The organism is uncultured Holdemanella sp., assembly GCF_958348295.1.
Classification (GTDB): Bacteria; Bacillota_I; Bacilli_A; order Erysipelotrichales; family Erysipelotrichaceae; genus Holdemanella.
This window is the reverse complement of the sequence record NZ_CATVYQ010000016.1, coordinates 12,906-39,070: the sequence shown is the minus strand read 5'-3', so window position 1 is coordinate 39,070 and position 26,165 is coordinate 12,906. Positions and strand designations below refer to the sequence as shown.

The window sequence follows — 26,165 nt, the reverse complement described above, 5'->3', positions numbered from 1 at the left end:
AGGACTAGAACATGGCTAAAAATGATGTAATTAGTGTTGAAAATAATATAACAAAAAAAGATTTTAGAAAAGTATTCTGGAGATCATTTACTTTACTTGGATCATTCAACTATGAAAAGATGGAAGGTCTTGCTTATCTATATTGTATTGAACATATTTTAAAGAAAATTTATAAAGATGATGAAGAAGGCTTAAAACAAGCTATGCTTCGTGAAAGTGCAGCTTTCAATATGACAATTGCACCAGCACCATTCGTTATGGGAATTTCTATTGCGATGGAAGAAAGTGTTAAGCGTGATCCTAATTTTGATCCAGCATCAATCAATGCGATCAAAGTCAGTTTGATGGGTCCATTGAGTGGTATTGGAGATACATTCTTCTGGGGTATCTTTAGAATCTTGGCTTGTTCATTATCAATTGGTTTTGCGAAAGCAGGAAATCCAATTGCTCCATTTATTCTATTGATTTTATTCAACATTCCAACATTCTTAACTCGTTATTATGGATTAAAGATTGGATATACAAGTGGAAACCAATTGTTGATTGACTTAGAAAAATCAGGAAAGATGCAATTGTTTACATATTGTGCGGGTATTCTTGGTGTGGCAGCCATTGGTTGTATGATCGCAAGCTGGGTAACTGTATCATGTCCTTTAGAATTCACAATTTCAGGAAATAAAATTGTAATTCAAGAATATTTAGATCAAATTATGCCTAAATTATTGCCTTTAGCTGCAACATTAGGTATTTATTCAGCAATTAAAAAGAATATCAAAATCACAAAGATTATTTCAGCAATCGTAGTGATTGGATTTGTATTAGGTGTATTTGGCATTATTGCCCTATAGGAGGTTATTATGGCTATAGTAGAAGTACGTGTGGACGATCGTTTGATTCATGGCCAAGTTTGTGGCTATTGGATTCCACAGTTTGATGTGCAACGAATTTTGATTGTCGATAATGAAATCGTGAATGATGAAAATCGTAAAGTATCTTTGAAATTTGGTACTCCACCAAGATGTAAATTGTCAATTTTTGATTCGAAGAAAGCTGCAGAGAAATTGCTTCGTAAAATCGATGAAGGAATTCGCGTTATGATTCTAGTGCGTTCACCTGAACCACTTGCTGAAATGTTAGATTATGGCTATACATTTGATCATGTTACTGTAGGTAATATGTCTACAAAAGATGGTGCTAAACAGATTCGTAACAATATGTTTGTGAATGAAAAAGAGGCAGCTGCATTCAAAAAAATCAAAGAACACAATATTCCAATGTATTATCAAATAACACCAAATGTGTCAAAAGATGACATTTCAAAAGAATTTTAAGGAGGATTCGATTATGGCAGAGCCAACAGTATTAGGGTATATTAAGGAACAACCAGAAAGATTAAAATATGTTTTCGAAAATAAAGGTGTGTTTGTGAAACCATTTGTAGATGTATTCACAAAAAATAACATTAAGAAAGTGATCTTCTTTGGTTCAGGAACATCTTATAATGTATCTATTTTAGGAACTTATTATTTCAAACACCTAGTAGGAATTGATGCAGAATATCAATATCCAACTGTATTTAAAAATTATGAAAAAGCAGATTGGTCAGGATTATTAAAGAAGGATGAAATATTATATGTTGGTATTTCTCAATCTGGAACATCTATTTCGACTTGTGAAGTTATGAAATTTGCACAACAAGAAGGTTATCATACTTTGGCAATCACGGGGAATCTAAATAGTGAAATCACTAAATATGTTGATACCAAAGTACATCTTTTAGTTGGAGATGAATTGACTCCACCAGAAACAAAAGGATATACAACATCTGTTATTTCTGTATATCTATGGGCTGTTGAATGCGCTCATGTAACTGGTAAGATGAGTGATGCTGAATATGAAAAAGCTTTAGATGAGACTAAGAAATTGGTAGATCAATTCCAAACTGTAGTCGATGAAAGTGAAGCTTGGTATGATCGTAACCGCACAACCATTGTAAATAGTGATCGTTTATATTTCTTAGGTTATGGTATTGATTTTGCAACAGCAATTGAAGCTCAATTAAAAGTTGGAGAAATGTTAAGACTTCCTGCATTGGGATATGAAATTGAAGAATATTCTCATGGTCCTACAATGGCTATTTCTAAAAAACAAACCATTTGTATTATTGGAAGTGATGAAGCTGAATTTGAACACAGTGTAGATTTCAGTAAATCCTTTAAAAAATACACAGATCGTGTTCACTTTATCACATGTAAAGATTTAGGAAACGATCCTAGAGACTGTGTATTCTCTGTTAAGACAAATAAATATTTGGCTCCATTGATGTTTACAGTTCCATTCCAATTTGTTGCCGCAAAAGGCGCTAAGGATATTGGTATTGATACAGCTATCAACCCATTTGACGAAAATTTAGCTCACTACAAAGACTAATGAAAGCTATTATTTTTGATATGGATGGTGTCCTAATAAATAGTGAAGTGAAATATCAAGAATTATTTATGCAGTTTTTTAAAGATAGAGGAGTTTTTATTGAAAAAGAAGAACTTCTCTTTCTTATTGGTTGTTCTAGAAAGACAGAAGACGAATTTATCGCAAGTCGATTAGACATAAGTGTAGAAAGGGCACAGGATTTAAAGAAAACATTTTTTGAAAATCATAAAGTGGATTATTTAAAAATACGCATGCCTTATGTATTGGAATTACTTGCATATTTAAAGAATAACGAAATTACGATGGCACTTGCTTCATCTTCTCCAATGGACAATATTGAAGATGTTTTAAAACAATGTGAGATTGAAACCTATTTTAAATATATTGTGAGTGGAGAAAATTTTAAAAGGACAAAACCAGATCCAGAAATTTATGAATATACATGTAAACAAATCGGTGTTTCTAAAGATGAAATATGGGTTGTAGAAGATTCGGAGTATGGAATTGAAGCTGCAAAAAAAGCAGGACTAAAAGTTATGGGATTATATAATAGTAAACTTTATCAAGATTTGACAGACGCAAATTTAATTATTAGTTCACTAAAACAGATTATGGAGGAAGATATATGGTAGGAATTCTTATTACAGGTCATGGTCATTTTGCCAGTGGCATTGCTTCAAGTGTAGAGTTGATCATGCAAAGTCTAGAAGGGATAGAAGTTGTTGATTTTCCACAAGGGGATACGGCAACTGAATTGAAAGAAAATATGCATAACGCATTAAGTAAATTTGATGATGAAATTGTCGTATTCGCAGATTTACTAAGTGGATCTCCATTTAATACGGCTGTTATGGAAGCTTTAGAAAATGATAAGATCCAAGTTGTCTACGGCACAAATTTAGGTATGTTGATTGAATGTATTATGATGCGTAATATGGGATCGAGTGCAATTGAAATCGCAAATAAGGCTTGTGAGGTTGGTCAGACTCAAATTGGTAAATTTGAAAAGCAGCTAGAATCAGATGATGATTCATCGGATGAGGAGTGGTAAAATGATTCGAAGCATAATGTGGCAGTATATAGAAGAAGAGCCTACATATTTATTGAATATCTTAAATAATCCAGAAAATAAAGAGGTTATTCAAAAAGTAAAGGATTTTGATACCATTTATATATGTGCACATGGAAGTTCTTATAATGCAGCTACTTCAGTTGCTAGTTTTATAAGTGATATGGCCCATGTTCGTGTATATGTCTATACACCAAGTAACTTTAAGCATAATGCCAAATCCATCAATTATGAAAATAAAGATAAGACATTGGTGATTGGAATTAGTGAAACAGGCACGAGTCGAGGTGTTTTAGAAGTTCTAGAACAAATGAAAGATAAAGGCTTTACACTTCTAACACTTACAAACGTAAAAGATTCACCTATGGATACATTAGGAGATTACACTCTTTATTATCATTGTGATGAAGAAGATAGTAATGCCAAGACAAAAGGGTATAGTTGTACTTTATTATTATTGATGTTGATTGGTATATATTCAGGTTATTTCAAGGGATTTGTTTCAAATGAAGAAGTGAAAAAATATTTTGAAGAGTTAAAAAATGAAATCAAGAATCTTGAATCATTAATGGATAGTTTTGTATCTTGGCTTAAAGATGCAAGTTATGGAAAAGATATGAAAGATATCTATGTGATTGGTGATGGAATGCAATTTGGTTCTTGTTTAGAAGGCCAGCTTAAACTAATGGAAACAATGTGTATGCCAACCATGTTTAATGATATTTTAGAATTTTCACATGGTATGCACAGATCTTTAAATACATCTTCACATGTATTGTTGTTGGATGATGGTACGGAAAAGGAATTGATGTATAAAACGTATGAATATCTTAAATCTAAACAAATTCCAGTTTTATTGATCACAAATCAAAGTTATGCATATGATGATTATATTTATCCTGTTGATTTATATCATGTGGATCATTCAATATTTTCTATCATTTACTTGATTCAAATCATATCTGTATTTGTACCTGAACTTCATGGTTTAGATCCAAATCGTGATGCGAATAACGACTATACAGATTTTGTGAATACTAGAGTATAATTAAAAAGTAAAGCCCAGATGGGCTTTTCGTATCTAGGGGAGGATGCACATGTTAGAGTTAGTTGTTTTTGATGTTGACGGGTTAATGTTAGATACTGAAAGTGTATGGAAAGAAGCTTTTGATCAGGCGGGTAATAAGTATGGTATTCAAAATATGGGTTCTACTTTATTTCCAAAATTGATTGGTAAAAGTGGTAGAGATGAAAAAGAAGTGTTAGATCGATATTTATCTTCTGACATTCAAGAATTGGTAATTAAAGAATGGGAACGCATTGGATATGGTATGTTGGAAAAGGAAGTGCCAGTAAAGCCAGGTTTAAATGAAATCCTAGATTTTCTAGATGCATATCATATTAAAAAGGCTGTCGCTACAACGACAAGAAGAGAGCTTACTGAAGAAAGATTAAAACGAGTTGGCGTATATGATCGTTTTGATTATGTATTATGTGGGGATGAAGTCATAAATCGTAAACCAGATCCAGAAATTTATCTAAGTGTTTTAAAGAAAATGGATACAGACGCAAGAAATGCTCTAGTCTTAGAGGATAGTGTAGTTGGTGTTGAAGCAGCTTATAGAGCAGGTATTGATTGTATTCAAGTGCCAGATATTATTGCACCTACAGATGTACAAAAGAAGCAGACGGTTTATACTGCGAAAGATTTAATGGAAGCTAAAGACTATATTAAAGAGAACAGAATATAAAATGCGTCAAAATGATTTTGAAAATACACCCATGATAAAACTCGTTATGTCTTTAGCTATACCGAGTATGATTGCTCAGTTAGTCAATATTTTATATTCCATTGTCGATCGTATGTTTGTAGGACAAATTGAAGAAGTAGGAAATTTATGTTTGGCAGCCGTTGGAATATGTGGGCCAATCGTTACTTTATTATCGAGTTTTGGAACACTTGTCGGTATTGGTGGTTCGATTTGGCTATCAATGTGTTTAGGGCAAAAGAATGAGAAAAGGGCCAGTCAAATCTTATATAACAGTTTTGTGATGTTGGTTGTTCTTTCTATTTGTTTAACACTTGGATTCATTCTTTTAAAACACAATTTGATCTATTGGTTTGGAGGCAGTGATGCCCTATATCCTTATGCCAATACCTATTTAACAATCTATACATTAGGAACTTTCTTTGCCCTAATGTCGATTGGATTGAATTATTTTATTACAGGACAGGGCTATGCCACGATTGCGATGTTAAGTGTATGTATTGGTGCCATCACAAATATTATTTTTGACTTTATTTTGATTCGCACACTTAAAATTGGTGTGGCTGGAGCTGCTATTGGTACAGTTGTAGCACAATTTATATCGTGTATGTTTGTGCTTTGTTTTTTAAGATTCAAATCGAAAATCAAACTTCATAAAGAAGAATTATCTATAGAGAAGATGAAGCATATTGTAAAACTTGGATTTTCTCCATTTCTGATTATCGCATCCGATTCAATTATTTTAATAGTGATGAATATGATGCTTCAAAAGTATGGTGGGAATATGGGTGATATTTATATTTCGGCTATTACTGTAGCTCAAAGTTATTTCTTATTGATTACAGGGCCATTGCTTGGTATTAGTTCGGGTACACAACCTATCTTTGCGTATCATTTTGGTTCGCAAAATTTAAAAAAGATCAAAGAAGCCTTTAAAATTGTGATTTCATTTGCGTTTTTATTTTGTTTGATCATGTTCATCATTTCAATGTGTTACTCAAATGTATTTGTGGCTATGTTTACTAATGATGCCATGACTATACCAATCGCAGATAGGGCTATTAAAATCTTCTGTTTAGGTATTTTAATGATGTCCATTCAATATGTTTTAGTGGATGGAATTACAGGATTATCTAATGTAAAATTATCATTATTTTTATCATTAAATCGTAAGATGATGTATTTAGGCTGTACATGTTTATTGCCTGCTTTTTTAGGGGTTTCTAATATTTTCTATGCACAACCTGCAGCGGATATTTATGCATGTATTGTGACTGTCATTTGTTTTATAAAAATCATACCTTCTTATTTAAAAAGTCATGGAGTGAAGTAAGGCGAGATGAACTAACATCTCGTTTTTTTTAATAGTATAGTCTTTTTCTGATATAATAGTGGCGTAGGAGGAATTTATATGTCTATATTTCTAAATCCTGATAATGCGAATTTTAATGAAGCGGTTCATTCAAAAATATATGTGGATAAAACGGGTTTAATTGAATATACAAATAGTGTGCTTTCAACCACAGCTAAATTTATTTGTAATTCAAGACCAAGACGTTTTGGAAAATCCATGACTGCCGATATGCTTTGTGCTTATTATTCAAAGGGATGTGATTCTAGAGAATTATTTCAGCCATATATGGTTTCTTCATGTTCTACATTTGAGAAGTATATAAATCAATATGATGTCATTCATATTGATGTACAGTGGTGTAAAGACCAAGTTGAAAATATAAATGATATTGTCAATTATATTAAAGAGAGTTGTATGCATGAATTACAGAATGAGTATTCCAATATTGACTATAATGGAATTATTTCTTTGTCTGGTACACTTTCTAAAATCAATGATGAAACAGGACATCGCTTTGTGGTAATCATTGATGAGTGGGATGTATTGATTCGAGATAATGCGAATAATAAAAAATTACTAGAAGAATATATTGATTTCTTAAAAGGATTATTTAAAGGATCACAACCTTCTCGTTATATCGCATTAGCGTATTTAACAGGTATTTTACCAATCAAAAGAATGATGACACAGTCCGCATTGAATAATTTTGATGAATATACAATGTTGAATCCAGGTCCATTGGCTTCTTTTATCGGATTTACAGAGGGGGAAGTAAAAGGATTAAGTAATAAATACAATATAGATTTTGAGAGAATTAAAAAATGGTATGATGGATATTACTTAAATCATCAGCATGTATATAATCCGAAAGCCGTTGTTAGTTTATTTACTTTAGGTGTGTTTCAAAGTTATTGGGCACAGACGAGTAGCTATGAATCGATTCATAGTTTGATTCAAATGAATTTTGATGGCTTAAAAGAAGCTGTTTTAGAAATGTTAAGTGGTAATGAAGTGAAGATGCAGACAACGTCTTTTCAAAATGATATGATTTCATTTAAAAATATGGATGATGTCTTAACGGCATTGGTTCATTTAGGATATTTGGGATACAATCAAACAAATAAGACGGTATTTATTCCAAATGAAGAAATTCGGCAAGAATTTGTGAATTCTGTTTCAGAAGATAAATGGAATGATTTGATTCAATTTGAAAGGGAATCGGATACCATTTTAGAAGCAACTTGTCAAATGGAGACAGAAGTTGTAGCTAAACAAATGGAAAAGATTCATAATACGTATGCTTCTAATATTACATATCATAATGAAAATGGTTTGAGCAGTGTTTTAACGATTGCGTATTTATCAACTTTGAAATATTATTTTAAACCAATACGAGAATTGCCAACAGGAAGAGGATTTGCGGATTTTGTTTATATCCCTAAACCTGAATATAAAGATTATTATCCAGCCTTATTGGTGGAGCTAAAATGGAATCGTAATGTTCAAAGTGCATTAGATCAAATCAAGGAAAAAGTATATCCTCAATCTATTCAAGAATATACCGATAATTTATTATTGGTTGGAATTACTTATGATTCCAAGACAAAAGAACATGGTTGTAAAATAGAGAAGTTTTAATGGTGTTAAAAATAGGTGATAATTATGTTTTTTAAGAAAGAGAAAAAGATGAATGTTCCAGATTTATGGAATTTTATGACATCCTTAAATAAAAAGGATAAGGCTTTGTTTGAAGAACTATTAGATAATGATAATGAACCTTTGGAATATAAGGGGGATGTCAAACAGGGCGGATTATTAAAGAATAAAAAAATGATCGAAAGAAGGGTCATTGAAAAAGAAGAGGATGGAAGATTGCGCGATTATACACAATATCGTATTCAGCCAGATGTATATGAAGTATTAAAACCTTCTTATGATCAGTTTTATTCAATTATTGGTGACTAAGCTTGTAGAAATACAGGCTTTTTTTCTTTGTAGGTGCAAATCACAAGACAGAAAAAGTCCTTCTAGGTGCAAATGAAGTCAATAAAAAAGTCCTTGTAGGTGCAAGTGGAAAAGAAAGCTTGCTAAAATAACTTTAGATAAAGCATATTTTATAGCCGGCAATAATAGAATATACATTTGAGTATTTATTTATGTTAAATCATACTTTTTCTTTTTGTCAGAGTGAGAAGATGAGTTGTTAAATGGGCATGATTATTGGTTGATTGAAGCAGATTGCGAGTAAGTATGACGTTGAAATCCTTGTTGAAGAAAATGAATACTATAAGCCTTCTTCATTAAAGAGTAAGGGCTATGCCTATGTGAACAAACAGTAGAAAAAGTATTTAACTATGCCGCTGCTGTACCATTTATTCTTCCTGCAGGAACGGATGCGAGACGTTTTACTTATAATTGTGATACAGTTATTCGTTTTGTGCCAATTGATATTGATAATCAACAATATGCTTCAGTTCATTTAGAAAATGAAAACTTTAGTGTAGATAAGTTAAGTTTAGCTGTTGAATTTTACAAGGAACTGATTAAAACTATAGGTAATGAAAAAGCTGTCTTATTCGACAGCTTTTTAGAATATTTTATTTTCAAGCATTTGTTCGATGATTGTAAATACAGTCTGTTCCATTCTTCCATCATACAACATTCTATGTTTGGCATCCTCAATATAAATCAGGCGTTTCTTTTGTGCTGGAATCTTTTTATAGGCATGAGTAGAACTTGATGGAGCAATCACTTCATCACTTGTTCCGTGCAACATAAGGATTGGACATTCGATTTGAGAAATGGATTCTTTATATTGAGAAACAATCTTTGTGAAGGTTTGGTACTGCTTTGAGCTTGGGCCTTTCTTTTCTTTGTCGGATTTTTTAAATAAGCCTGTTACTTTTTTGATGTCAAGATATTCAAAGGCCGGTGCACAAAGGATTAAGGATTGCACTTTATAAATGCTAGCCAAATAACTGGCGATTACACCTCCCATGGAGAATCCAATTAGAATGACATTGGGATTTTCTTTAATGGCAAGACTTAATTTGGCTTCACATCTTTGTACCCAATCTTTGTAGTTGGCATCATTTGGATTGTTTAAATCATACATATCAAATTGAATCACTTCATATTTTTTAGCCTTTAAATAGCGCGCTAATGGATCGAATTCATGACTTAGATTTCTTCCAAATCCATGGATTGTTACTATTATAGGTTTCTTTCTTCGATTAAATAAAGACATTCGCATCACCTCGTTGTATAATTATTATAACATCTATTGAAAGGAAGGTCACATGTATCATGAAGGCAACTTTACTGATTAAAAATATTGAAAATTTATATACATGTGATAAGGATTTTACAATCTTACATCATGCCTTTATTGCATGTCATCATGATAAGATTATTGAAATTAATACGGGTTCTTATAAAGAATGGCTAGATCCTGCAACACGTGTCATTGATGCGCAAGGCGAGTGTGTCGTGCCAGCTTTTATTGATTGTCAATATAAAAGTTTTACGCACGTACGTTTGGGGGATCAATTAAGACAAGATATCAATGCGTTGTATGCGATGCGTCAAAATGGAATTTTAACTTTGATTTGTGACAATCCAAATTCGCAAAGAATGAAATTAGAGCAGGATGTATTTTATAAAAAGAATCAGCCGAAGCTTCCGGTTTTACATCGTTTAAATGAATTAAATGATAAAATTCCAGAAACTTTTTTAATGAGTTGTGGATTTGGACTTCCAAACTCCTACGTATATAGTATGGCACCTATGAGTTATGTATTGTTTCAAACACATCGAGTGTGTTCGAGAACATTATTAGAAAGTATGACGTCTATGCCAGCTAAAGAATTTAATTTACTAGATCGTGGATCGATTGAAATTGGAAAAACGGCAGATCTTTTGGTTTTACAAGTCACAACGATTGAACATTATTTTCAGACTTTAGGAAGACCGTTGATTCATCGTATGATCAAAAATGGGATTCAATTCTATCCCGAGTGGATGGTTTGTTAGGAAGAGTTTTCTTCCTTTTTTCTTTTTCTAAACAAAAAAAGATGGACTAGTCATTTGTCCATCTTCCAAAGATTCCACATGGTAATACACTATCATTTGTCGTAACAGGAAGTAGGTTTTCACCACATTCAATGTGTCCACCTTTTTCTTTTTGAATCGATCTAGATAAAGCTTCATTGAGTGTTGAACAACTAAATCCAGTTGTATAACAGTTCACAATAAAGAATAGGGCATCATCACTTAAAATCTTCATACATTCTTGAATCAATGGGAATAATTCTTCTTCCAATTTCCAAAGTTCACCATTTGGACCTCTACCATAACTAGGTGGATCCATGACGATACCATCGTATTTTCTTCCTCTTCTTTGTTCTCTTTTTACAAATTTAATACAATCGTCCACAATAAAACGAATCGTATGATCTTGTAAATTCGAAAGTTGCATGTTTTCTTTTGCCCATTGAATCATACCTTTTGAAGCATCTACATGCACAACTTCTTTCGCTCCAGCTTTTGAGCAGGCCATGGTAGCACCACCTGTATAGGCAAATAGATTTAAGATTCTTAAATCATCACGTTTTGATTCTTTGATCTTATGGGCCATAAAATCCCAGTTGCTAGCTTGTTCAGGGAATAGTCCCGTGTGTTTAAATCCGGTTGGACTGATTTTAAAGCGTAATCCTTTGTAACCGATTGTCCAGAATTCTTTAACAGGCTTTTTCATTTCCCAATGACCACCACCGGATTTAGAACGGTGATATACGGCATCCGCTTTATTCCATGCACGCTCATCTTCAATAGGCCAGATTGCCACAGGATCCGGTCTTCTAAGGATCGTTTGATTCCATCTTTCTAATTTTTCTTTATTTCCAGTATCAATAACTTCATAGTCTTGCCATTCTTTAGCAATTTGATTCATACTTTTAGTTCTCCTTTAACCGTATTATTATAACATACATTTGCCAACTATGATATAATAGAGTGTGACTCTAGAAGGAGGTTTTAACATGTTTGTTCAAATGATTTGTAAAGATCGAAATGAAAAAGAAATGAATGAATTGTATGAAGTTTTAGGACTGATCGCAAGACGAGAAGAAGTGCAAATTGAAGATCGTTATGATCATGTTGATATCTTAGTTTGTCCACAAGGAAAAATTGTTGTGACAGAAGAAGATGGCGATATGGTTTTACGTGCTAATACACGTCATGCAGGTCCAGGATTTCATGCGTTTGTGGTAGATATATTTAAAGATATTCAGGAAGAAATTCCTGGTGAATATGAACTAATGGATGATATGGAATTTGATAAGGATGAAGATTTTGATCGATTGAGTTCTATGTATGAGGATGAAATGGATTATATTCGTGGCGTTCTTTTGGAAAATGAAGTGATGCGCCAACAAAATTATATGTATGATGAAACGTATTTCTTACCTCTTCAAAAAGAAAATCGCATTCTTACAAGTCAGGGGGATTTGGATTTAAAAGAATTTAAACATATGAATACTCGTGACTTGATGGATTCTTTCTATGTATGGAACAATTGGGAAAGAGATGCCAAATTCTATAAGAATTGTGCATTAACTTTACTTGCCAAAGAAGGTGTTGGAAAGTATACATTAATGAATGAAACAACAATTAAGCATGCCAATGATATTTGTGAATATATCGAGGCGGCTTATGAAAAGGATACGAATGTAGATCTTCCATTAGATGCCTATGCAGACTTATGTGAAAAGTTGGGTAGGGAAAATAAATTACAGAATGCCAAAAATATGGAGCAAGAAGCGATTCAATATCGTATTAAAGAAGTGTATCATTTATTTGAAGATGCAAGAGTTGTTGCCAGCGGTGCAGCTGAAAGAAGCTATGATCCAGTAAATCAAGCCTTATGTTTAATGTCTCCGTATACAGATGAAGCGCAATGGGATTGGTTGATTCAGGCCAGTAAACAACCGGGTATTGTCACAAACTTAGATCATATTATGGAACAAGATCCAATTCAATATGATAAGAAAACAATTTGGATGGATTCATGGCAAGAAGACGGAATCTATGTATTAGAGGCTGTGCTTCGTTATAAAGAAAAATTCTTATATTTCCATGATGTATGTGCTAAAGAAAAAGATTTGAAATTCTTAGAACAATGCATTAAGGAGTCTGGTTTTACTAAAACACAACAAGATTAGGTAAAGTGTTAGAAAAGATAGCGAAAGCAAATGGTTATTCATCTGTTGATCAATTGTTGATGGATTATGGATTTATTCCTACAGCATTAACACCAAAATATAAGAAGGTAGAAATTGTTAAAGCGATTGCGAAGGGTATAACCAATAAATAGTAGAATGGAGTGCTCATATTTCTGAGCACTTTTTTTGTGTTTTATGGTAAAATTGATACGGTGATTAAAAATTATGAGTAACTCAATATTAGATACATTAAATGAAAATCAAAGAACTGCCGCAACGACAATTAATGAACACGTTCGTATTATTGCGGGTGCAGGTAGTGGAAAAACACGTGTCTTAATGGCACGTATTGTTTATTTGGTCCAGGATTGTGGTATTTTACCAAATCGCATTTTGGCCATTACATTCACAAATAAAGCAGCTAATGAAATGAAAACACGTTTAACTGCACAACTTGGCAGTATGGCAAGTGTGGTACGTATTTCAACCATTCACTCTTTATGTGTAAGAATGCTCAGAGAAGATGCTGACTTGATTGGATATCCAAAAACATTCGCAATTATGGATCCAGAAGATCAAAAGGCTATCTTAAAACCTATTTATAAAACATTAGAAGTGGATAAAACAACGATTTCTTATAATCGTGCATTAGGTGCTATTAGTGCTTATAAGACAAACTATATTGATCCACAAATGGCAAGTAATATGGCTATGGATGATGTAAGTATCACTTTAGCTAAAATCTATGCAGGTTACGAAGCACGTCGTAATGAAATGAAAGCTATGGATTTTGATGATTTATTATTAGAAGGACATCGCTTATTAAATAGTGTTTCTAGTGTTCGAGAAAAATGGCAAAATCGTTTAGACTACATTCATGTTGATGAGTTCCAGGACGTGGACCCTATTCAGTATGGAATTATTAAATTATTAACTGGTAAAAACACGCACTTATGTGTTGTAGGAGATCCAGACCAGACAATCTATACTTGGCGTGGAGCCAGTGTTGATATTATCTTAAAGTTTAATAAGGATTTTGAACCATGTAAAACCGTTATTTTAAATGAGAATTATCGTTCAACACAACCAATTCTAGATGCAAGTAATGCGGTTATTAAATACAATAAGGAACGTATTGATAAAGATTTATATACAAAACTTCCTGGTGATGAAAAAATCACAATGTTTGAAGGAAAAGAAGATAGTGAAGAACCTATCTTTGTGGCTCGTCAAATCAATGAAAAACATAAAAAAGGTTTGGAATATAAAGATATGGCCATTCTTTATCGTTCAAACTACTCGTCACGTGCATTTGAACGTATCTTTAAATCCGTAGGAATTCCATACGTAATTTATGGTGGTATTCGCTTCTATGAAAGACAAGAAATTAAAGATGCTTTATGTTATTTAAGATTATGTACAAATCGCAATGAAGAAGATCCGGACCAGATGGCTTTAGATTTAGCTGTGCTTCGTGTTATCAATGTGCCACGCCGTGGTATTGGGGCTCGTACAATCGAAAATCTTCAAAAACAAGCAGCTCAAAGGCATATGAATTTATATGATGTTATGAAAGATCCAATCGGATTAAGTACAGCGGTTACGAAAAAATGTGAAATGTTTGTGGATTTGATTGAAGATCTACGTGAAAATAGAGAACATTATGCCTTGGAAGACTTTTTAGACTACGTATTAGATACAACTGGCTATATTTCGATGTTGAAAGAAGATCGAGAAAGTGGTCAGGACCGTATTGATAACTTAAAAGAATTAAAAGAAGACATTGCCCAAAGTATGATTGAAGATCCTGAAATGACTTTAGAATCTTATTTACAAGACATTGCCTTATTTACAGATAAAACACAAGAGACAAGTGAAAACACAGTTAGTCTAATGACGGTACATGCTGCAAAAGGATTAGAGTTTGATACAGTTTTCTTAGTTAACTTTAATGATGGTGTATTCCCAAGTTCAAGAGCTTGTGATGAAGGTGGTATGAAAGCTTTAGAAGAAGAAAGAAGACTTTTATATGTAGCGATGACACGTGCTAAGAAAACATTATATATTTCATGGAATACAGGTTTTAGTTATATGCAAGATGCATTTAAAACACCTAGTCGTTTTAGAGCTGAAATCCCAATGGAATATATTGTGCAAGAAGAAAAAGAGGAAGTTTCTAAACACTCGAAAACAGTTGTTTCACAAACTTTAACAGGAAGGCCTTCTAAGCTTGCAGCCAATAAAAAGAAGGTGCGTTTACGTAAAGGGGATGCCGTCGAACATACGATTTACGGTCAGGGTGTTGTCCTTGAAATTCGTGGAGATGTCGCAACCATTGCCTTTGGCCATACGATTGGTGTGAAAAAGTTAAATGCATCTCATCCTTCTTTAAAGAAAGCTTAGGTGAGTATGATGGATGAAAAGGCAAGAATTTTAGAATTACGTAAAGAACTAGAAAAATATTCAATCGAATATTATGTATATGACAATCCGAGTGTAACAGACCAAGAATATGATCGTTTAATGCAGGAACTGATGGTATTAGAAGATAAGCATCCAGAAATGTACGATGCGAATAGTCCTAGTCAAAGAATCATTGGTTCAGTACTTGATGGCTTTGAAAAAGTGACACATGATACGCAGATGCTTTCTTTGTCAAATGTTTTTAATAAAGAAGAAATTGAAGAATTTGTTCAAAGAATCTCAGAAAGTGTTTCCAACCCAGAATTTGTCGTAGAATGCAAATACGATGGACTGGCGATGGCTTTACTTTATGATGATGGAAACTTTACTAGAGCCGTGACAAGAGGGGATGGAATTGTTGGAGAAGATGTTTCAAACAATGTAAAAACCATTCTTTCCATACCTATGCATATTCCTGAAATGCGTCATGTTGAAGTTCGTGGTGAAGTCTATATGCCTAAGGCTAGCTTTGAACAATTAAATAAAAGACAAGAAGAAAAAGGCTTAGCCCCTTTTGCGAATCCAAGAAATGCAGCTGCAGGAAGCATTCGACAATTGGATTCAAGCGTATGTGCTAGCCGTAAATTAGATGCCTATTGGTATTATTTCCAGAATGCTTCCGATTTTGCTGTACAAACACAAGAAGAAGCATTGCAAGCAATGTCTAAGATGCATTTTAGAACCAATCCATTGCGAAAAGTTTGTACAACGGTTGAGCAGATTTGGCAATTTATTCAAGAAATTCAAGAAAAACGTGAGGATCTGCCATATGAAATCGATGGTATGGTCATTAAATTAAATAATTTAGCGGATCAAAGAAGGCTTGGAAGTACGGCAAAAGTGCCTCGTTATGCCACAGCCTATAAATTTCCAGCACAAGAAGTATTGACACGATTAAAAGACATTGTGATTACAGTAGGGCGTACAGGGAAAATTACACCGAATGCCGTATTAGAACCAGTACGTGTTGCTGGAACTACAGTGAGTGCTGCTCAACTTCATAATGAAGATATGATTGTCAATAAAGATCTTCGTATTGGTGATATTGTTGTTGTTCGAAAGGCTGGAGAAATTATTCCAGAAGTGGTAACAAGCGTTCCTGAAAGAAGAGATGGAACACAAGTGCCATACAAGTTTCCAACGACTTGTCCAATTTGTGGTTCACACTTAGTTCGTTTACCTGATGAAGCTGCTCACTATTGTATAAATCAAGATTGCCCTGCCCGTGTTGTTGAAAGTATGATTCATTTTGCGTCTAGAGATGCAATGAATATTGATACTTTAGGTGATAAGAAAATTGAACAACTACATGAATGGGGCTATTTGAATTCGATTGAAGATATTTATTTTTTAAATCGTTATTATGATGAATTGATTGAAAAGCCTGGATATCAGAAAAAGTCAGTTGATAAATTGCTAGAATCTATTGAAAATAGTAAAAAACAACCGTTAGGTGTTATTTTATATGGATTAGGCATTCGCCAAGTTGGTAAAAAAGCAGCTATGATTTTAGCAGAGCAGTTTGGTGATATTGATGCATTAATGCAGGCAAGTATTGATGATTTGATTTTGATTCATGATATTGGTTTGATTACAGCTCAAAGTGTTATTGCATTTTTTAAAGAAGAAAAGAACTGTCATTTGATCGATGTTTTAAAGAGTGTTGGATGTACGTTTACACAAGAAAAGAAACAAATCGTAGAAAGTCGTTTCACAAATAAAACCTGTGTTTTAACTGGAACTTTGGAGCATTATACACGCAATGAGGCAAAAGCTATTCTAGAATCATTAGGTGCAAATGTATCAGGCTCAGTTTCTAAGAAGACAGATTATGTAATTTATGGCGTAGCCGCTGGATCTAAATTGACAAAAGCACAAAATCTAGGGGTTCTGACAATGAGTGAAGAAGAGTTTGTACAGGAGGTAGAAAATGCGAAAGAATAAATTATTAATTGGTTTATTGGCGTTGAGTCTGTGTGCTTGTTCTACCGGAAATAAAAATCAAGCAAGTGCGTTAGAAGATGATGCATATCAAGCTATTTTACCATATGATGCAAGTGATACTAGAAGTAAGCATGTTGGTTTGATTCATGACACGGATTTGCGTGTTGAAATGGAAAGTGGATTGATGGAACTTTCGAAAAAACATTTTTCAACTTCATCTGTTGGATATAAAATACATCAATTCTTAGACTATGATGAATTAGATGCGACAGATGGTTCAAGAGGATTGTTAGGAACGGTTCGTGATGGGAATCCAAATGGTTTAAATCCAAGTGCAGATGAAGAATTTGACACAGGGAATGGAATCGTTACAAATGCGGCGGTTTTAGTGGATATTTACGAATTAGACTGGTATACAAATGATACACTAAAAGGTATTTCTTTAGGCTTGGTTGTGAACGGAGATTTAACAACATCAGATGGAACTAGCGTAGATATTACAGATGAAAAGATGAAAAATTATTTAGAAGTTACTTTCTCTAAACTAGCTTCCTATATGCATGAACGTTTTAATGAAATTAATAAAAATATTCCTATTTATATTGCAGCATATCGTTTAGACGATACCAATACAACAGAAAAAGGTGGCTATGTTTACGAAGGTTATTATAAAGGTGGACAAGGAAGCTTCAATTCTTTAAACGAAGAATGGACACTTGTACCTAGCTCACGTTTCACAGAATTAGATGCCACTGCAGCCAGTGAATTTGCGGCTTTTAAAGAAGAAATTTCAAAGGTACTTCCAGATAACACATATGTTACTGGGGAAGCTAAATTTGAATCGAAAAAAATGAAGAAATTAAATTTAACAATTACAGCACATGGAAAAACGGCTGGAGAAATATTAGCGGTGATTGAACATGCAAAAGATCAAATGACTACTTTTGAATCTAAAAAGTGTGACTATTTGATTACAGTTTTAAATGATGATACAGTGTATGCATTAATAGAAAGAAAATCTGGTTCAAGCGAATGTGTTGTGATCAGTAAGGTATAGGAGGAGAATATGGAAAAGTTCAGTACAGAATATTTTCACAAATTGGCGAATGATTTAAAGTTTGATTTGAGCGATGAAGAAATCGAAGAATTAAAAAAAGATTTTGTTGCCGTTGAGAAGCAAGTATCCCTTTTTGAAAAAGTGGACACAGAAGGAGTAGAACCTATGGTGTATCCTTTTGAAACACCTACAACGTTCTTAAGAGAAGACGTTGTAAGTGATGTGCTAAGTCAGGAAGATGCATTAAAAAATGTAAAAGATGCTCGTATGGGACATGTTCACGTTCCAAAGGTGGTGAAGTAAGATGGAAATTTCAAATTGTGTAAATAAAGAGGCTGCGATTGAAAGAATCAATGCAGTACAACCAAAATTAAATGCGGTTGTAACAATGATTGACGAAGAAACAAATACAAATGAAGGAAAACTTGCAGGGGTTCCGGTTGTATTAAAGGATAATATTTCTACTTGTGGAATTAGAACAACAGCAAGTAGTCGTATTCTAGATAACTATGTTCCAGTTTATGATGCAACAATCGTACAAAAATTAAGAGCAGCAGGAGCTGATTTTGTTTGTAAAGCAAGTATGGATGAACTAGGTATGGGTGGAACAAACAAAAACGCCTATACAGGTGTAGTACACAATCCTTATGATTTAGATAGAATTCCAGGAGGATCAAGCGGTGGCTGTGCAGCCTTAGTTGCGGCAGGATGTGTTCCATTAGCTATTGGTACAGATACAGGAGATAGCGTTCGAAAACCAGCCGCATATTGTGGTATTGTAGGTGTAAAACCAACATATGGCCGTATCTCTCGTTATGGAATTATTCCTTATGCAAGTTCATTAGATCACGTTGGATATTTTACTACTAATGTGAAGGATGCTGCTCTAGCATTAGAAGTTTTGGCAGGTCGTGACGATCATGATATGACTTCAAGTTATGAAGAGGTTGGTGAATATTCAAAATTATTGAATAGTGATCTTACAAATAAAACGATTGGTGTATTTAAAACAGTCATTGATGAAGTTCAAAATGAAGAGTTGAAATCTCAATTTAATGCATTGGTTTCTAAATTAGAAGAAAAAGGTGCAAAAATCATTAATGTTGAAATGCCGAAAGAATACATGGAATTGATTGCACCTGTCTATAAAACTATTGCGAATGCAGAAGCAACTGCTAACCACTCTAATTTAGATGGAATTCGTTTTGGTATGCGAGAAGATGGTCAAGATTTAGAAGAAGTCATGACAAACACACGTACAAAGGGATTCTCAAGCTATGTTCGAGCTCGTTTTGTGATTGGTTCGTATTCTTTGTTTGAAGAAAATCAAGATCGTTTATTTAGAAAAGCACAAAAAATTCGCCGTTTAATTGTGAAAAGCTACGCAAAAATGTTTGACGCTTGTGATGCCGTATTAAGTATTGCGGCACCAACTGTTGCACCATTGATCAATGAAAGTTCGGATGTTCGTTTTGGTGTGTCAAGTTTTGCCGAAGAACATATGCAGTTACAAAATTTCTCTGGCTATCCAAGTATTACACTTCCATTAGGAAAGGTAGATTCTATGCCTGTGGCTGTGAATTTAACTTGTAAGCCTTTCGAAGAACAAAAAATGTTTGATGTTTCAAGTGCTATTGAAGAATGTACAGGCTTAAAAGGTCAATGTTTGGAGGGATAAAAATGAATTATTTTGTAACGATAGGTATTGAAATTCACTGCGAATTAAAAACAAACACAAAAATGTTTTCAGGTGCTCCTGTACGTTTTGGAGAAACTGCAAACACATGTACAAGTGTTGTTGATTTAGGTCATCCAGGATGTTTACCTTGTGTAAATAAAGAAGCTGTTGCTTTAGCCATTAAAGCATGTACAGCTATGCATTGTAATCTAGAAACATTGGTGCGTTTTGATCGTAAAAACTATTATTATTCAGATTTACCTAAAGGATTCCAGATTACGCAACAATTCCATCCTATTGGAACGAATGGATATGTAGAAATCGATGTGGATGGAGAAAAGAAACAAATTCGTATTGAACGTATTCATATGGAAGAGGATACCGCAAAACAATTCCATAAAGAAACAGGGACTTACATCGACTTTAACCGTGCAGGGACTCCGTTGATTGAAATTGTTTCTAAACCAGATATGCATAGTGCTAAAGAAGCCGCTGCCTATGTAGAAACATTGCGTAAGAACCTTTTATATCTAAATGTCAGTGATGTTAAAATGGAAGAGGGAAGTATGCGTTGTGATGTCAATATTTCCTTAAGTAAAGATAAAGATACTTTAGGAACAAAGACAGAAATTAAAAACTTGAACTCTATTGCGAATGTTCAAAAAGCGGTTCAAGCAGAAATTGAGCGTCAATCCGCTTTATTAGATGCTGGTGAAAAAGTAGAACAGGCAACTCGTCGTTATGATGAAGCACAAAAAACAACGATTTTAATGCGTAAAAAAGAAGGAAATGTTGACTATAAATATTTTCCAGAACCAAATATATTCCCAATTCAGTTGGATTTAGATTGGGTAAAATCAATTCAAGATAATCTAGAAGAACTTCCTGATGCACGTTTAGCACGTTTTATGAAAGATTATGAATTAAGTGAATACGATGCAAGTGTATTGGTTGCAGATCGTGAAATGGCTGATTTCTTTGAAGAAGTTTTAAAATCAACAAAATTTGCGAAAAAAGCATGTAACTGGATCATTGGTGATGTTTCCGCCTATTTAAACAAGAATAACTTAACCTTTAAAAAGGTTCCTTGTTCAAGTGAAAATTTAGCTAGCTTGATTAATGTTATTGAAGCAGGTGAAATTAGTGGTAAACAAGGAAAAGTTGTATTTGAAGAAGTAATGCAAGGAAAAGATCCTAAAAAGGTTATTGAAGAAAAAGGCATGAAACAAGTTAGTGATGATGGTGCTATTTTAGCTATTGTTAATAGTGTTTTAGATGCTAACCCTCAATCTATCGAAGACTTCAAAAATGGGAAAGATCGTGCTGTAGGATTCTTGGTAGGACAAGTTATGAAGGCAAGTCGTGGTCAGGCAAATCCTAAACGTACAAATGAATTGATTCAAGAAGAATTAAAGAAAAGATAAAAGTCTGATTCATTCAGACTTTTAATGTTTTTGTTTCATGTGTTATAATAATTTTGTTGTTAGGAGGTTTTTATGGCCAAGATGAAACGTAAAAGAGTTGCTTCCAATAAACCTACAGGACAAGGACATAAGCTTGTATGGTTTACTGTTATTATAATTATGATTCCAGTTGTGATTGTAGGATATGTTTTGTTGACAAGTTTAGGTGGGCAAAACCGTCCAGTAGAAGGTAGTCGTTTTTCTAAAAAAGATTTAGACCCAGCTATTACGGATGATAATATTTCAACTCTAGAAAGTGCACTTTCAAATATAGAAAATGTTGAAAAAGTCAGTGTGAATCTATTAAGTGCTACATTACGTGTACATATTGATTTAATTGATAGTGCAACGGATGATGTCGCAAGTGCAGCAATCAATAGTGCTTATAGCGTTATAAATGAACAATTGCCTATTGATACATATTTTACAAACAAAGATGGATCAAAAATGTATGATTTGGAAATTGATTCTTATAATTATTTGATTGATGATACACATACTGCAGATGGTTGGACATATTTAAAGTTAACAAAAACAGGTGCCAGTGATGGACCTGTGACAGATAATATGACTGTCGCAAAAGATGCAGAGCTATCTAATCAGTTAAAAGCTGCAAGTGATCAGATTCAACAGAATATCGCAAATGCACAAAACAGTGATGATGGACAATAAATGTCCATCTTTTTTCTTGGAGGAGTAAAAATGAGGTTATATATTGATGAAAATAATCAAGTGTTCACAATGCATGAGGCAACAAGCGCAATGAAATGTTTTGAAGAGTTTGAAAATGAAAAGCCTTATACGTATGAAAATGTAAAGAAGATTCAAAGAGCAAATATTCCAGTACATGTACTATTAAATACGAGTATGATTGATGAAAAATGGATTTATTTAAACTTAAAAACATATATATCAAAAAATGACCGCGTTTGTGTGTTACCATTTAGTTTTTTTGACGATACTAAAAATGAAACAGATTGGAATAAACAATATGCTCCAGGACAAGGAATATGGTATCGTTCAAATCAAGATGTATTTTATAGATATGGCATTCGAGAAGAACAAATTGTATGGGTTAATTATTTTAGAGATACAATTGATGAGATGAAGATGAAAATATTAAATAGTTCCATTTTGTTGTTGACAGGTGGTGCTCCAGATTTAATGATGAAACGCATCAAAGAAAAGCGATTGAAAAAAATTATTAAAAATTATAAGGGCGTTATGATTGGGTATAGTGCAGGTGCTATGATCCAACTAGATTCTTATCATATTAGTCAGGATGAGGATTACCCTGAATTTTCATATCAAACAGGACTTGGATGTTTGTCTGGTTTTGATATTGAACCTCATTTTAGAAAAAGTAAGATACAAATAAAGAGTATTGAAAAAGTACAAGAAGAAAAACAAATTCCTATATATGGAATTTATGAGAATGGTGGAATTATTGTAGATAAATCGATAACTTGCTTTGGGAAAGTAGATAAATTTTAGTAATTTCATTTGCACAAATTAACCAAAAATTTGCACTTATTAGTTTTTGGTTATTTTTTAATGTTAAATTCACATTGATATATGATACTAATATATGTGAGCCAAATGTGAAATGGTTATAAAAAAGAGAGTATAAAATGAAATTTTGTAAATTGATTACCGAAGTAGATTTGGAACTGTTAGAGTGGCTTTTAAATAATGGATATCCGATTGATCGTATTGAAGAAAATGGGCAAGTCTATTATAAAACGCCAGCCATGCTATGTCAGAACATGAAAGTAAATGATGAAGTTAGAAATTATAGTAATGGCTTAATTCATATGGATATTGAAAATGTTCGCAAGAAAAAAGGGTTATATAGAACAGGGGATCTTTTGATTGATATGGATTCAAATATTATTCAAAAAGGTAATGAAAAGATAATGATTCCTAAAGCTGCTTTTACGATTATTTCAACATTGATGGATGTTCCACATAAGACTGTGTCTAGATCCGCATTGGTTTTTTATTTAGAACAAGCATATCATCATGAAATATTAGACAATACTTTGACTGTACATATTGCAGCAATCCGTCGTCTATTAGGTGATAAATATATTGGAACGCATAAAACAGTGGGATATTTCTGGCAGTTTGATGTTTTTAAAGTGGGATAAAGTTGAAATATGGCTTCAAATAAAGGTATAATATAAAAGCGTTGGAAGGAGATTTTAGATTATGCAACATCTGTTTGAGTCAAAAGATAGTTTTAAAGAAAGTTTTAAACAAGCTGTTTCTGATGCCTACGGACGTGATTTTGAAGACACATATCCAGAAGAAAGATATATCGTTCTAGGTAACATGATTCGTGATTTTGCAGGAGAGCATTGGAGAGAAACTAAAAATGCGATCAAGAAAGCGGAATCAAAACAGCTTTATTATTTTTCAATGGAATTTTTGATGGGTCGTTTAATGACAAGTAACCTAATGAATCTTAACATTTATGACACTGTAAAAGATGGATTAAAAGATTTAGGCATGGATATCAATGACATGGAAAATATTGAAAGTGATGCAGGATTAGGAAATGGTGGTTTAGGAAGACTTGCCGCATGTTTCATGGATTCACTTGCATCTCTTGATTTACCAGGACATGGTAACTGCATTCGTTATCGTTATGGTTTGTTTAAACAAAAGATTGAAAACAACCAACAAGTAGAATTACCAGATTGCTGGTTAAAAAATGGTAACGTTTGGGAAGTATGGAAACCTCAACATGCTGTAAAAGTTGAATTTGGTGGTTATGTTGATGGGTATATGGATGGATATGGAAAGTTCCATGCACAACATCATCCAGACTTTGTAGTTCGTGCTGTACCTTATGATGAACCAATCGTTGGATATCATACAACAACCACAAATACACTTCGTTTATGGGATGCTGAAGTTGATGAAGATTCTGTAAATTCAGGTAGATTAAATGAGTACTTGAATCAAGTCACTGCAATTACAGCAAATGTATATCCAGATGATTCAACAATTGAAGGAAAACGTTTGCGTTTAACACAAGAATATTTCTTTGTATGTGCCGGAATTGATCAAATTATTCGTTCACACTTACGTGTATACCCAAGCTTAGATAACTTAGGCGATAAAGTCGCAATTCAGTTAAATGATACACACCCTGTCTTAGTTATTCCTGAATTAATGCGTGTTTTATTAGATGATTATTTTTATGATTGGGATGATGCATGGAACATTGTCACTAAGACTGTTGCTTATACAAACCATACAGTTATGGCTGAAGCACTTGAAAAATGGCCTCAAGACATGGTTCGTTCATTATTACCACGTCTATATATGATTATTGAAGAAATCAACCGTCGCTTTAAATATAATGTAGATCACAGAGGATTATGTGGAATCTTTAATAATGTTTCAATTCTTAAAGAAGGACAAGTACACATGGCTAACTTAGCGGTTGTTGGTTCTCATAGTGTAAATGGTGTTGCGAAACTTCACTCTGAAATCTTGGTAAATGATGTATTTAAAGACTTTGTGACTATTTATCCAAATAAATTTAACAATAAGACGAATGGTATTACTCATCGTAGATGGTTGTTGTTCTCAAACCCACAATTAACAAAATTGTTGGAAGAGACAATTGGAGATGAATTCAAGACAAATCCAGAAAAATTAGAAGATTTAATGGCACACGTTGAAGAAGAAGCCTTACAAAACAAATTCATGAATGTGAAGTTAGAACGTAAAAAGATATTGGCTGCATATGTTAAAGAAAATCTTGGTATTGATATTGATGTTAATTCAATTTTTGATTGCCAGGCAAAACGTTTACATGCATACAAGCGTCAATTATTAAATATCTTCCATGTTATGTATCTTTATTTAAGAATGAAACAGGATCCTTCATTTAGAATCTATCCTCGTACATTCTTCTATTCTGCAAAAGCAGCAGCAAGTTATGATTTAGCTAAAGAAATTATTAAATTAATCAACATGGTTGCCAATGTTGTTAATAATGACCCTGAAATCTCTAAATTTATGAAGGTTGTCTTTATTCCTAACTACTCAGTATCAATCGCAGAAATCTTATTGAATGCTGCTGATGTTTCTGAACAGATTTCTACTGCTGGTAAAGAAGCAAGTGGTACTGGTAATATGAAGTATATGATGAATGGTGCAATCACACTTGGTACTCTTGATGGAGCAAATGTTGAAATTGTTGAGCGTGTTGGATATGAAAATGCAGAAATTTTTGGGTTACATGTTGAAGATATTAACGAACTTCGTCATGAAAATTCTTATAATGCATGGAATTTATACAACTCTAGCTACAACGTTCGTATGGTTGTTGATTCACTTAAAAACTGTACATGGTCAAATGATCCAAACGAATTTAAATTGATAAATAATGACTTAATGATGCGTAACGATGAATTCTTTGTATTAGCTGATTTTGATGCATACGTGAATGCACAAGAAAAAGTACAAGCTCGTTACATGGATAAATCTCGTTGGGCTAAGACAATGTTGATCAATATTGCAAAATCAGGATATTTCTCAAGCGATCGTACGATTAGCGAATACGCAAAAGAAATCTGGGATTTAAAGCCACTGTCATTTGAAGACTAAAATAACTAAAAAAGAGATCATAATTATCATATAATGATGATATGATCTTTTTTTCATGCTAAGAAAATATTAAGTGCTGAAAACGAATATG

Annotated in this window: 25 protein-coding genes; 23 read left to right on the top strand and 2 right to left on the bottom strand. The window is 33.2% G+C overall.

The annotated features are described in order from the left end of the window. The first annotated feature begins 11 nt into the window (after nt 1–11). The 10 genes from Q3907_RS04555 (at nt 12) to Q3907_RS04510 (ending at nt 8,587) form a co-directional block, all read left to right on the top strand. Complete coding sequence (locus Q3907_RS04555) at nt 12–848, top strand: PTS system mannose/fructose/sorbose family transporter subunit IID (RefSeq protein ID WP_118324426.1); 837 nt, start codon at nt 12–14, stop codon at nt 846–848. Nucleotides 849–857: 9 nt separating this feature from the next. After that, nucleotides 858–1,331 (top strand): PTS sugar transporter subunit IIB, encoded by a 474-nt coding sequence (locus Q3907_RS04550; RefSeq protein ID WP_040466068.1) that lies wholly within the window; start codon nt 858–860, stop codon nt 1,329–1,331. Nucleotides 1,332–1,344: 13 nt separating this feature from the next. Further along, nucleotides 1,345–2,430, top strand: a complete 1,086-nt coding sequence (locus Q3907_RS04545; protein WP_301897456.1) for an SIS domain-containing protein — start codon at nt 1,345–1,347, stop codon at nt 2,428–2,430. Then, a complete protein-coding gene (locus Q3907_RS04540; RefSeq protein WP_118324427.1) occupies nt 2,430–3,062 on the top strand; it encodes an HAD family phosphatase in 633 nt (210 codons plus the stop codon). Before Q3907_RS04545 ends, Q3907_RS04540 begins: the two co-directional genes overlap by 1 nt. Further along, entirely contained in the window at nt 3,056–3,481 is a 426-nt protein-coding gene (locus tag Q3907_RS04535) for a PTS sugar transporter subunit IIA (protein ID WP_295642649.1), read from the top strand. The genes Q3907_RS04540 and Q3907_RS04535 overlap by 7 nt, the downstream gene beginning before the upstream one ends. A 1-nt stretch (nt 3,482) precedes the next feature. After that, nucleotides 3,483–4,547 carry an SIS domain-containing protein gene (locus Q3907_RS04530; RefSeq protein WP_301897449.1) on the top strand — a complete coding sequence of 355 codons (1,065 nt, stop codon included), beginning with the start codon at nt 3,483–3,485 and terminating at the stop codon, nt 4,545–4,547. 49 nt (nt 4,548–4,596) lie between these two features. Further along, entirely contained in the window at nt 4,597–5,250 is a 654-nt protein-coding gene (locus Q3907_RS04525; RefSeq protein WP_301897447.1) for an HAD family phosphatase, read from the top strand. 1 nt (nt 5,251) lies between these two features. Then, nucleotides 5,252–6,601: an MATE family efflux transporter gene (locus tag Q3907_RS04520; protein WP_301897445.1), complete on the top strand. Its 1,350-nt coding sequence runs from the start codon at nt 5,252–5,254 to the stop codon at nt 6,599–6,601. A 78-nt stretch (nt 6,602–6,679) separates the two neighbouring features. Next, the gene (locus tag Q3907_RS04515) at nt 6,680–8,260 is read left to right on the top strand and encodes an AAA family ATPase (RefSeq protein WP_301897444.1); all 1,581 of its coding nucleotides are present in this window, start codon (nt 6,680–6,682) and stop codon (nt 8,258–8,260) included. Between the two features lie 24 nt (nt 8,261–8,284). Continuing rightward, nucleotides 8,285–8,587 carry a hypothetical protein gene (locus Q3907_RS04510; RefSeq protein WP_003864223.1) on the top strand — a complete coding sequence of 101 codons (303 nt, stop codon included), beginning with the start codon at nt 8,285–8,287 and terminating at the stop codon, nt 8,585–8,587. A 622-nt stretch (nt 8,588–9,209) separates the two neighbouring features. Here the strand turns inward: Q3907_RS04510 and Q3907_RS04505 are convergent. Then, nucleotides 9,210–9,869, bottom strand: coding sequence for a carboxylesterase (locus Q3907_RS04505; protein WP_301897439.1), 660 nt, complete (start codon nt 9,867–9,869; stop codon nt 9,210–9,212). A 59-nt stretch (nt 9,870–9,928) separates the two neighbouring features. On the opposite strand from Q3907_RS04505, the gene Q3907_RS04500 reads away from it, so the two are divergent. After that, nucleotides 9,929–10,654, top strand: a complete 726-nt coding sequence (locus Q3907_RS04500) for a hypothetical protein (protein ID WP_278464679.1) — start codon at nt 9,929–9,931, stop codon at nt 10,652–10,654. Nucleotides 10,655–10,700: 46 nt separating this feature from the next. Here the strand turns inward: Q3907_RS04500 and Q3907_RS04495 are convergent, their stop codons facing one another. After that, complete coding sequence (locus Q3907_RS04495) at nt 10,701–11,573, bottom strand: class I SAM-dependent methyltransferase (protein ID WP_301897437.1); 873 nt, start codon at nt 11,571–11,573, stop codon at nt 10,701–10,703. 88 nt (nt 11,574–11,661) lie between these two features. Between Q3907_RS04495 and Q3907_RS04490 the strand changes: the two genes are divergently transcribed. The 12 genes from Q3907_RS04490 to Q3907_RS04435 all read left to right on the top strand — a co-directional run bounded on the left by Q3907_RS04490 (nt 11,662) and on the right by Q3907_RS04435 (nt 26,074). Continuing rightward, the gene (locus Q3907_RS04490; protein ID WP_301897435.1) at nt 11,662–12,843 is read left to right on the top strand and encodes a hypothetical protein; all 1,182 of its coding nucleotides are present in this window, start codon (nt 11,662–11,664) and stop codon (nt 12,841–12,843) included. 5 nt (nt 12,844–12,848) lie between these two features. Continuing rightward, nucleotides 12,849–12,995 carry a hypothetical protein gene (locus Q3907_RS04485; RefSeq protein WP_301897433.1) on the top strand — a complete coding sequence of 49 codons (147 nt, stop codon included), beginning with the start codon at nt 12,849–12,851 and terminating at the stop codon, nt 12,993–12,995. A gap of 73 nt (nt 12,996–13,068) precedes the next feature. Continuing rightward, the gene (locus Q3907_RS04480; protein ID WP_301897431.1) at nt 13,069–15,246 is read left to right on the top strand and encodes an ATP-dependent helicase; all 2,178 of its coding nucleotides are present in this window, start codon (nt 13,069–13,071) and stop codon (nt 15,244–15,246) included. 9 nt (nt 15,247–15,255) lie between these two features. Continuing rightward, nucleotides 15,256–17,250, top strand: coding sequence for an NAD-dependent DNA ligase LigA (ligA, locus tag Q3907_RS04475; RefSeq protein WP_301897430.1), 1,995 nt, complete (start codon nt 15,256–15,258; stop codon nt 17,248–17,250). After that, nucleotides 17,237–18,307 carry a CamS family sex pheromone protein gene (locus Q3907_RS04470; protein ID WP_295642617.1) on the top strand — a complete coding sequence of 357 codons (1,071 nt, stop codon included), beginning with the start codon at nt 17,237–17,239 and terminating at the stop codon, nt 18,305–18,307. The genes ligA and Q3907_RS04470 overlap by 14 nt, the downstream gene beginning before the upstream one ends. 9 nt (nt 18,308–18,316) lie before the next feature. Then, complete coding sequence (gatC, locus tag Q3907_RS04465) at nt 18,317–18,610, top strand: Asp-tRNA(Asn)/Glu-tRNA(Gln) amidotransferase subunit GatC (protein ID WP_295560671.1); 294 nt, start codon at nt 18,317–18,319, stop codon at nt 18,608–18,610. 1 nt (nt 18,611) lies between these two features. Further along, the gene (locus Q3907_RS04460) at nt 18,612–19,985 is read left to right on the top strand and encodes an amidase family protein (protein ID WP_301897426.1); all 1,374 of its coding nucleotides are present in this window, start codon (nt 18,612–18,614) and stop codon (nt 19,983–19,985) included. A gap of 2 nt (nt 19,986–19,987) precedes the next feature. Then, nucleotides 19,988–21,409, top strand: coding sequence for an Asp-tRNA(Asn)/Glu-tRNA(Gln) amidotransferase subunit GatB (gene gatB, locus Q3907_RS04455; protein WP_295642611.1), 1,422 nt, complete (start codon nt 19,988–19,990; stop codon nt 21,407–21,409). A gap of 72 nt (nt 21,410–21,481) precedes the next feature. After that, nucleotides 21,482–22,120: a hypothetical protein gene (locus Q3907_RS04450; RefSeq protein ID WP_295642608.1), complete on the top strand. Its 639-nt coding sequence runs from the start codon at nt 21,482–21,484 to the stop codon at nt 22,118–22,120. A 30-nt stretch (nt 22,121–22,150) separates the two neighbouring features. After that, a complete protein-coding gene (locus tag Q3907_RS04445; protein ID WP_301897424.1) occupies nt 22,151–22,942 on the top strand; it encodes a Type 1 glutamine amidotransferase-like domain-containing protein in 792 nt (263 codons plus the stop codon). A gap of 137 nt (nt 22,943–23,079) precedes the next feature. After that, nucleotides 23,080–23,598, top strand: coding sequence for a winged helix-turn-helix domain-containing protein (locus tag Q3907_RS04440; RefSeq protein WP_301897423.1), 519 nt, complete (start codon nt 23,080–23,082; stop codon nt 23,596–23,598). Nucleotides 23,599–23,659: 61 nt separating this feature from the next. Beyond that, entirely contained in the window at nt 23,660–26,074 is a 2,415-nt protein-coding gene (locus tag Q3907_RS04435; protein WP_295642600.1) for a glycogen/starch/alpha-glucan phosphorylase, read from the top strand. Nucleotides 26,075–26,165 lie beyond the last annotated feature (91 nt).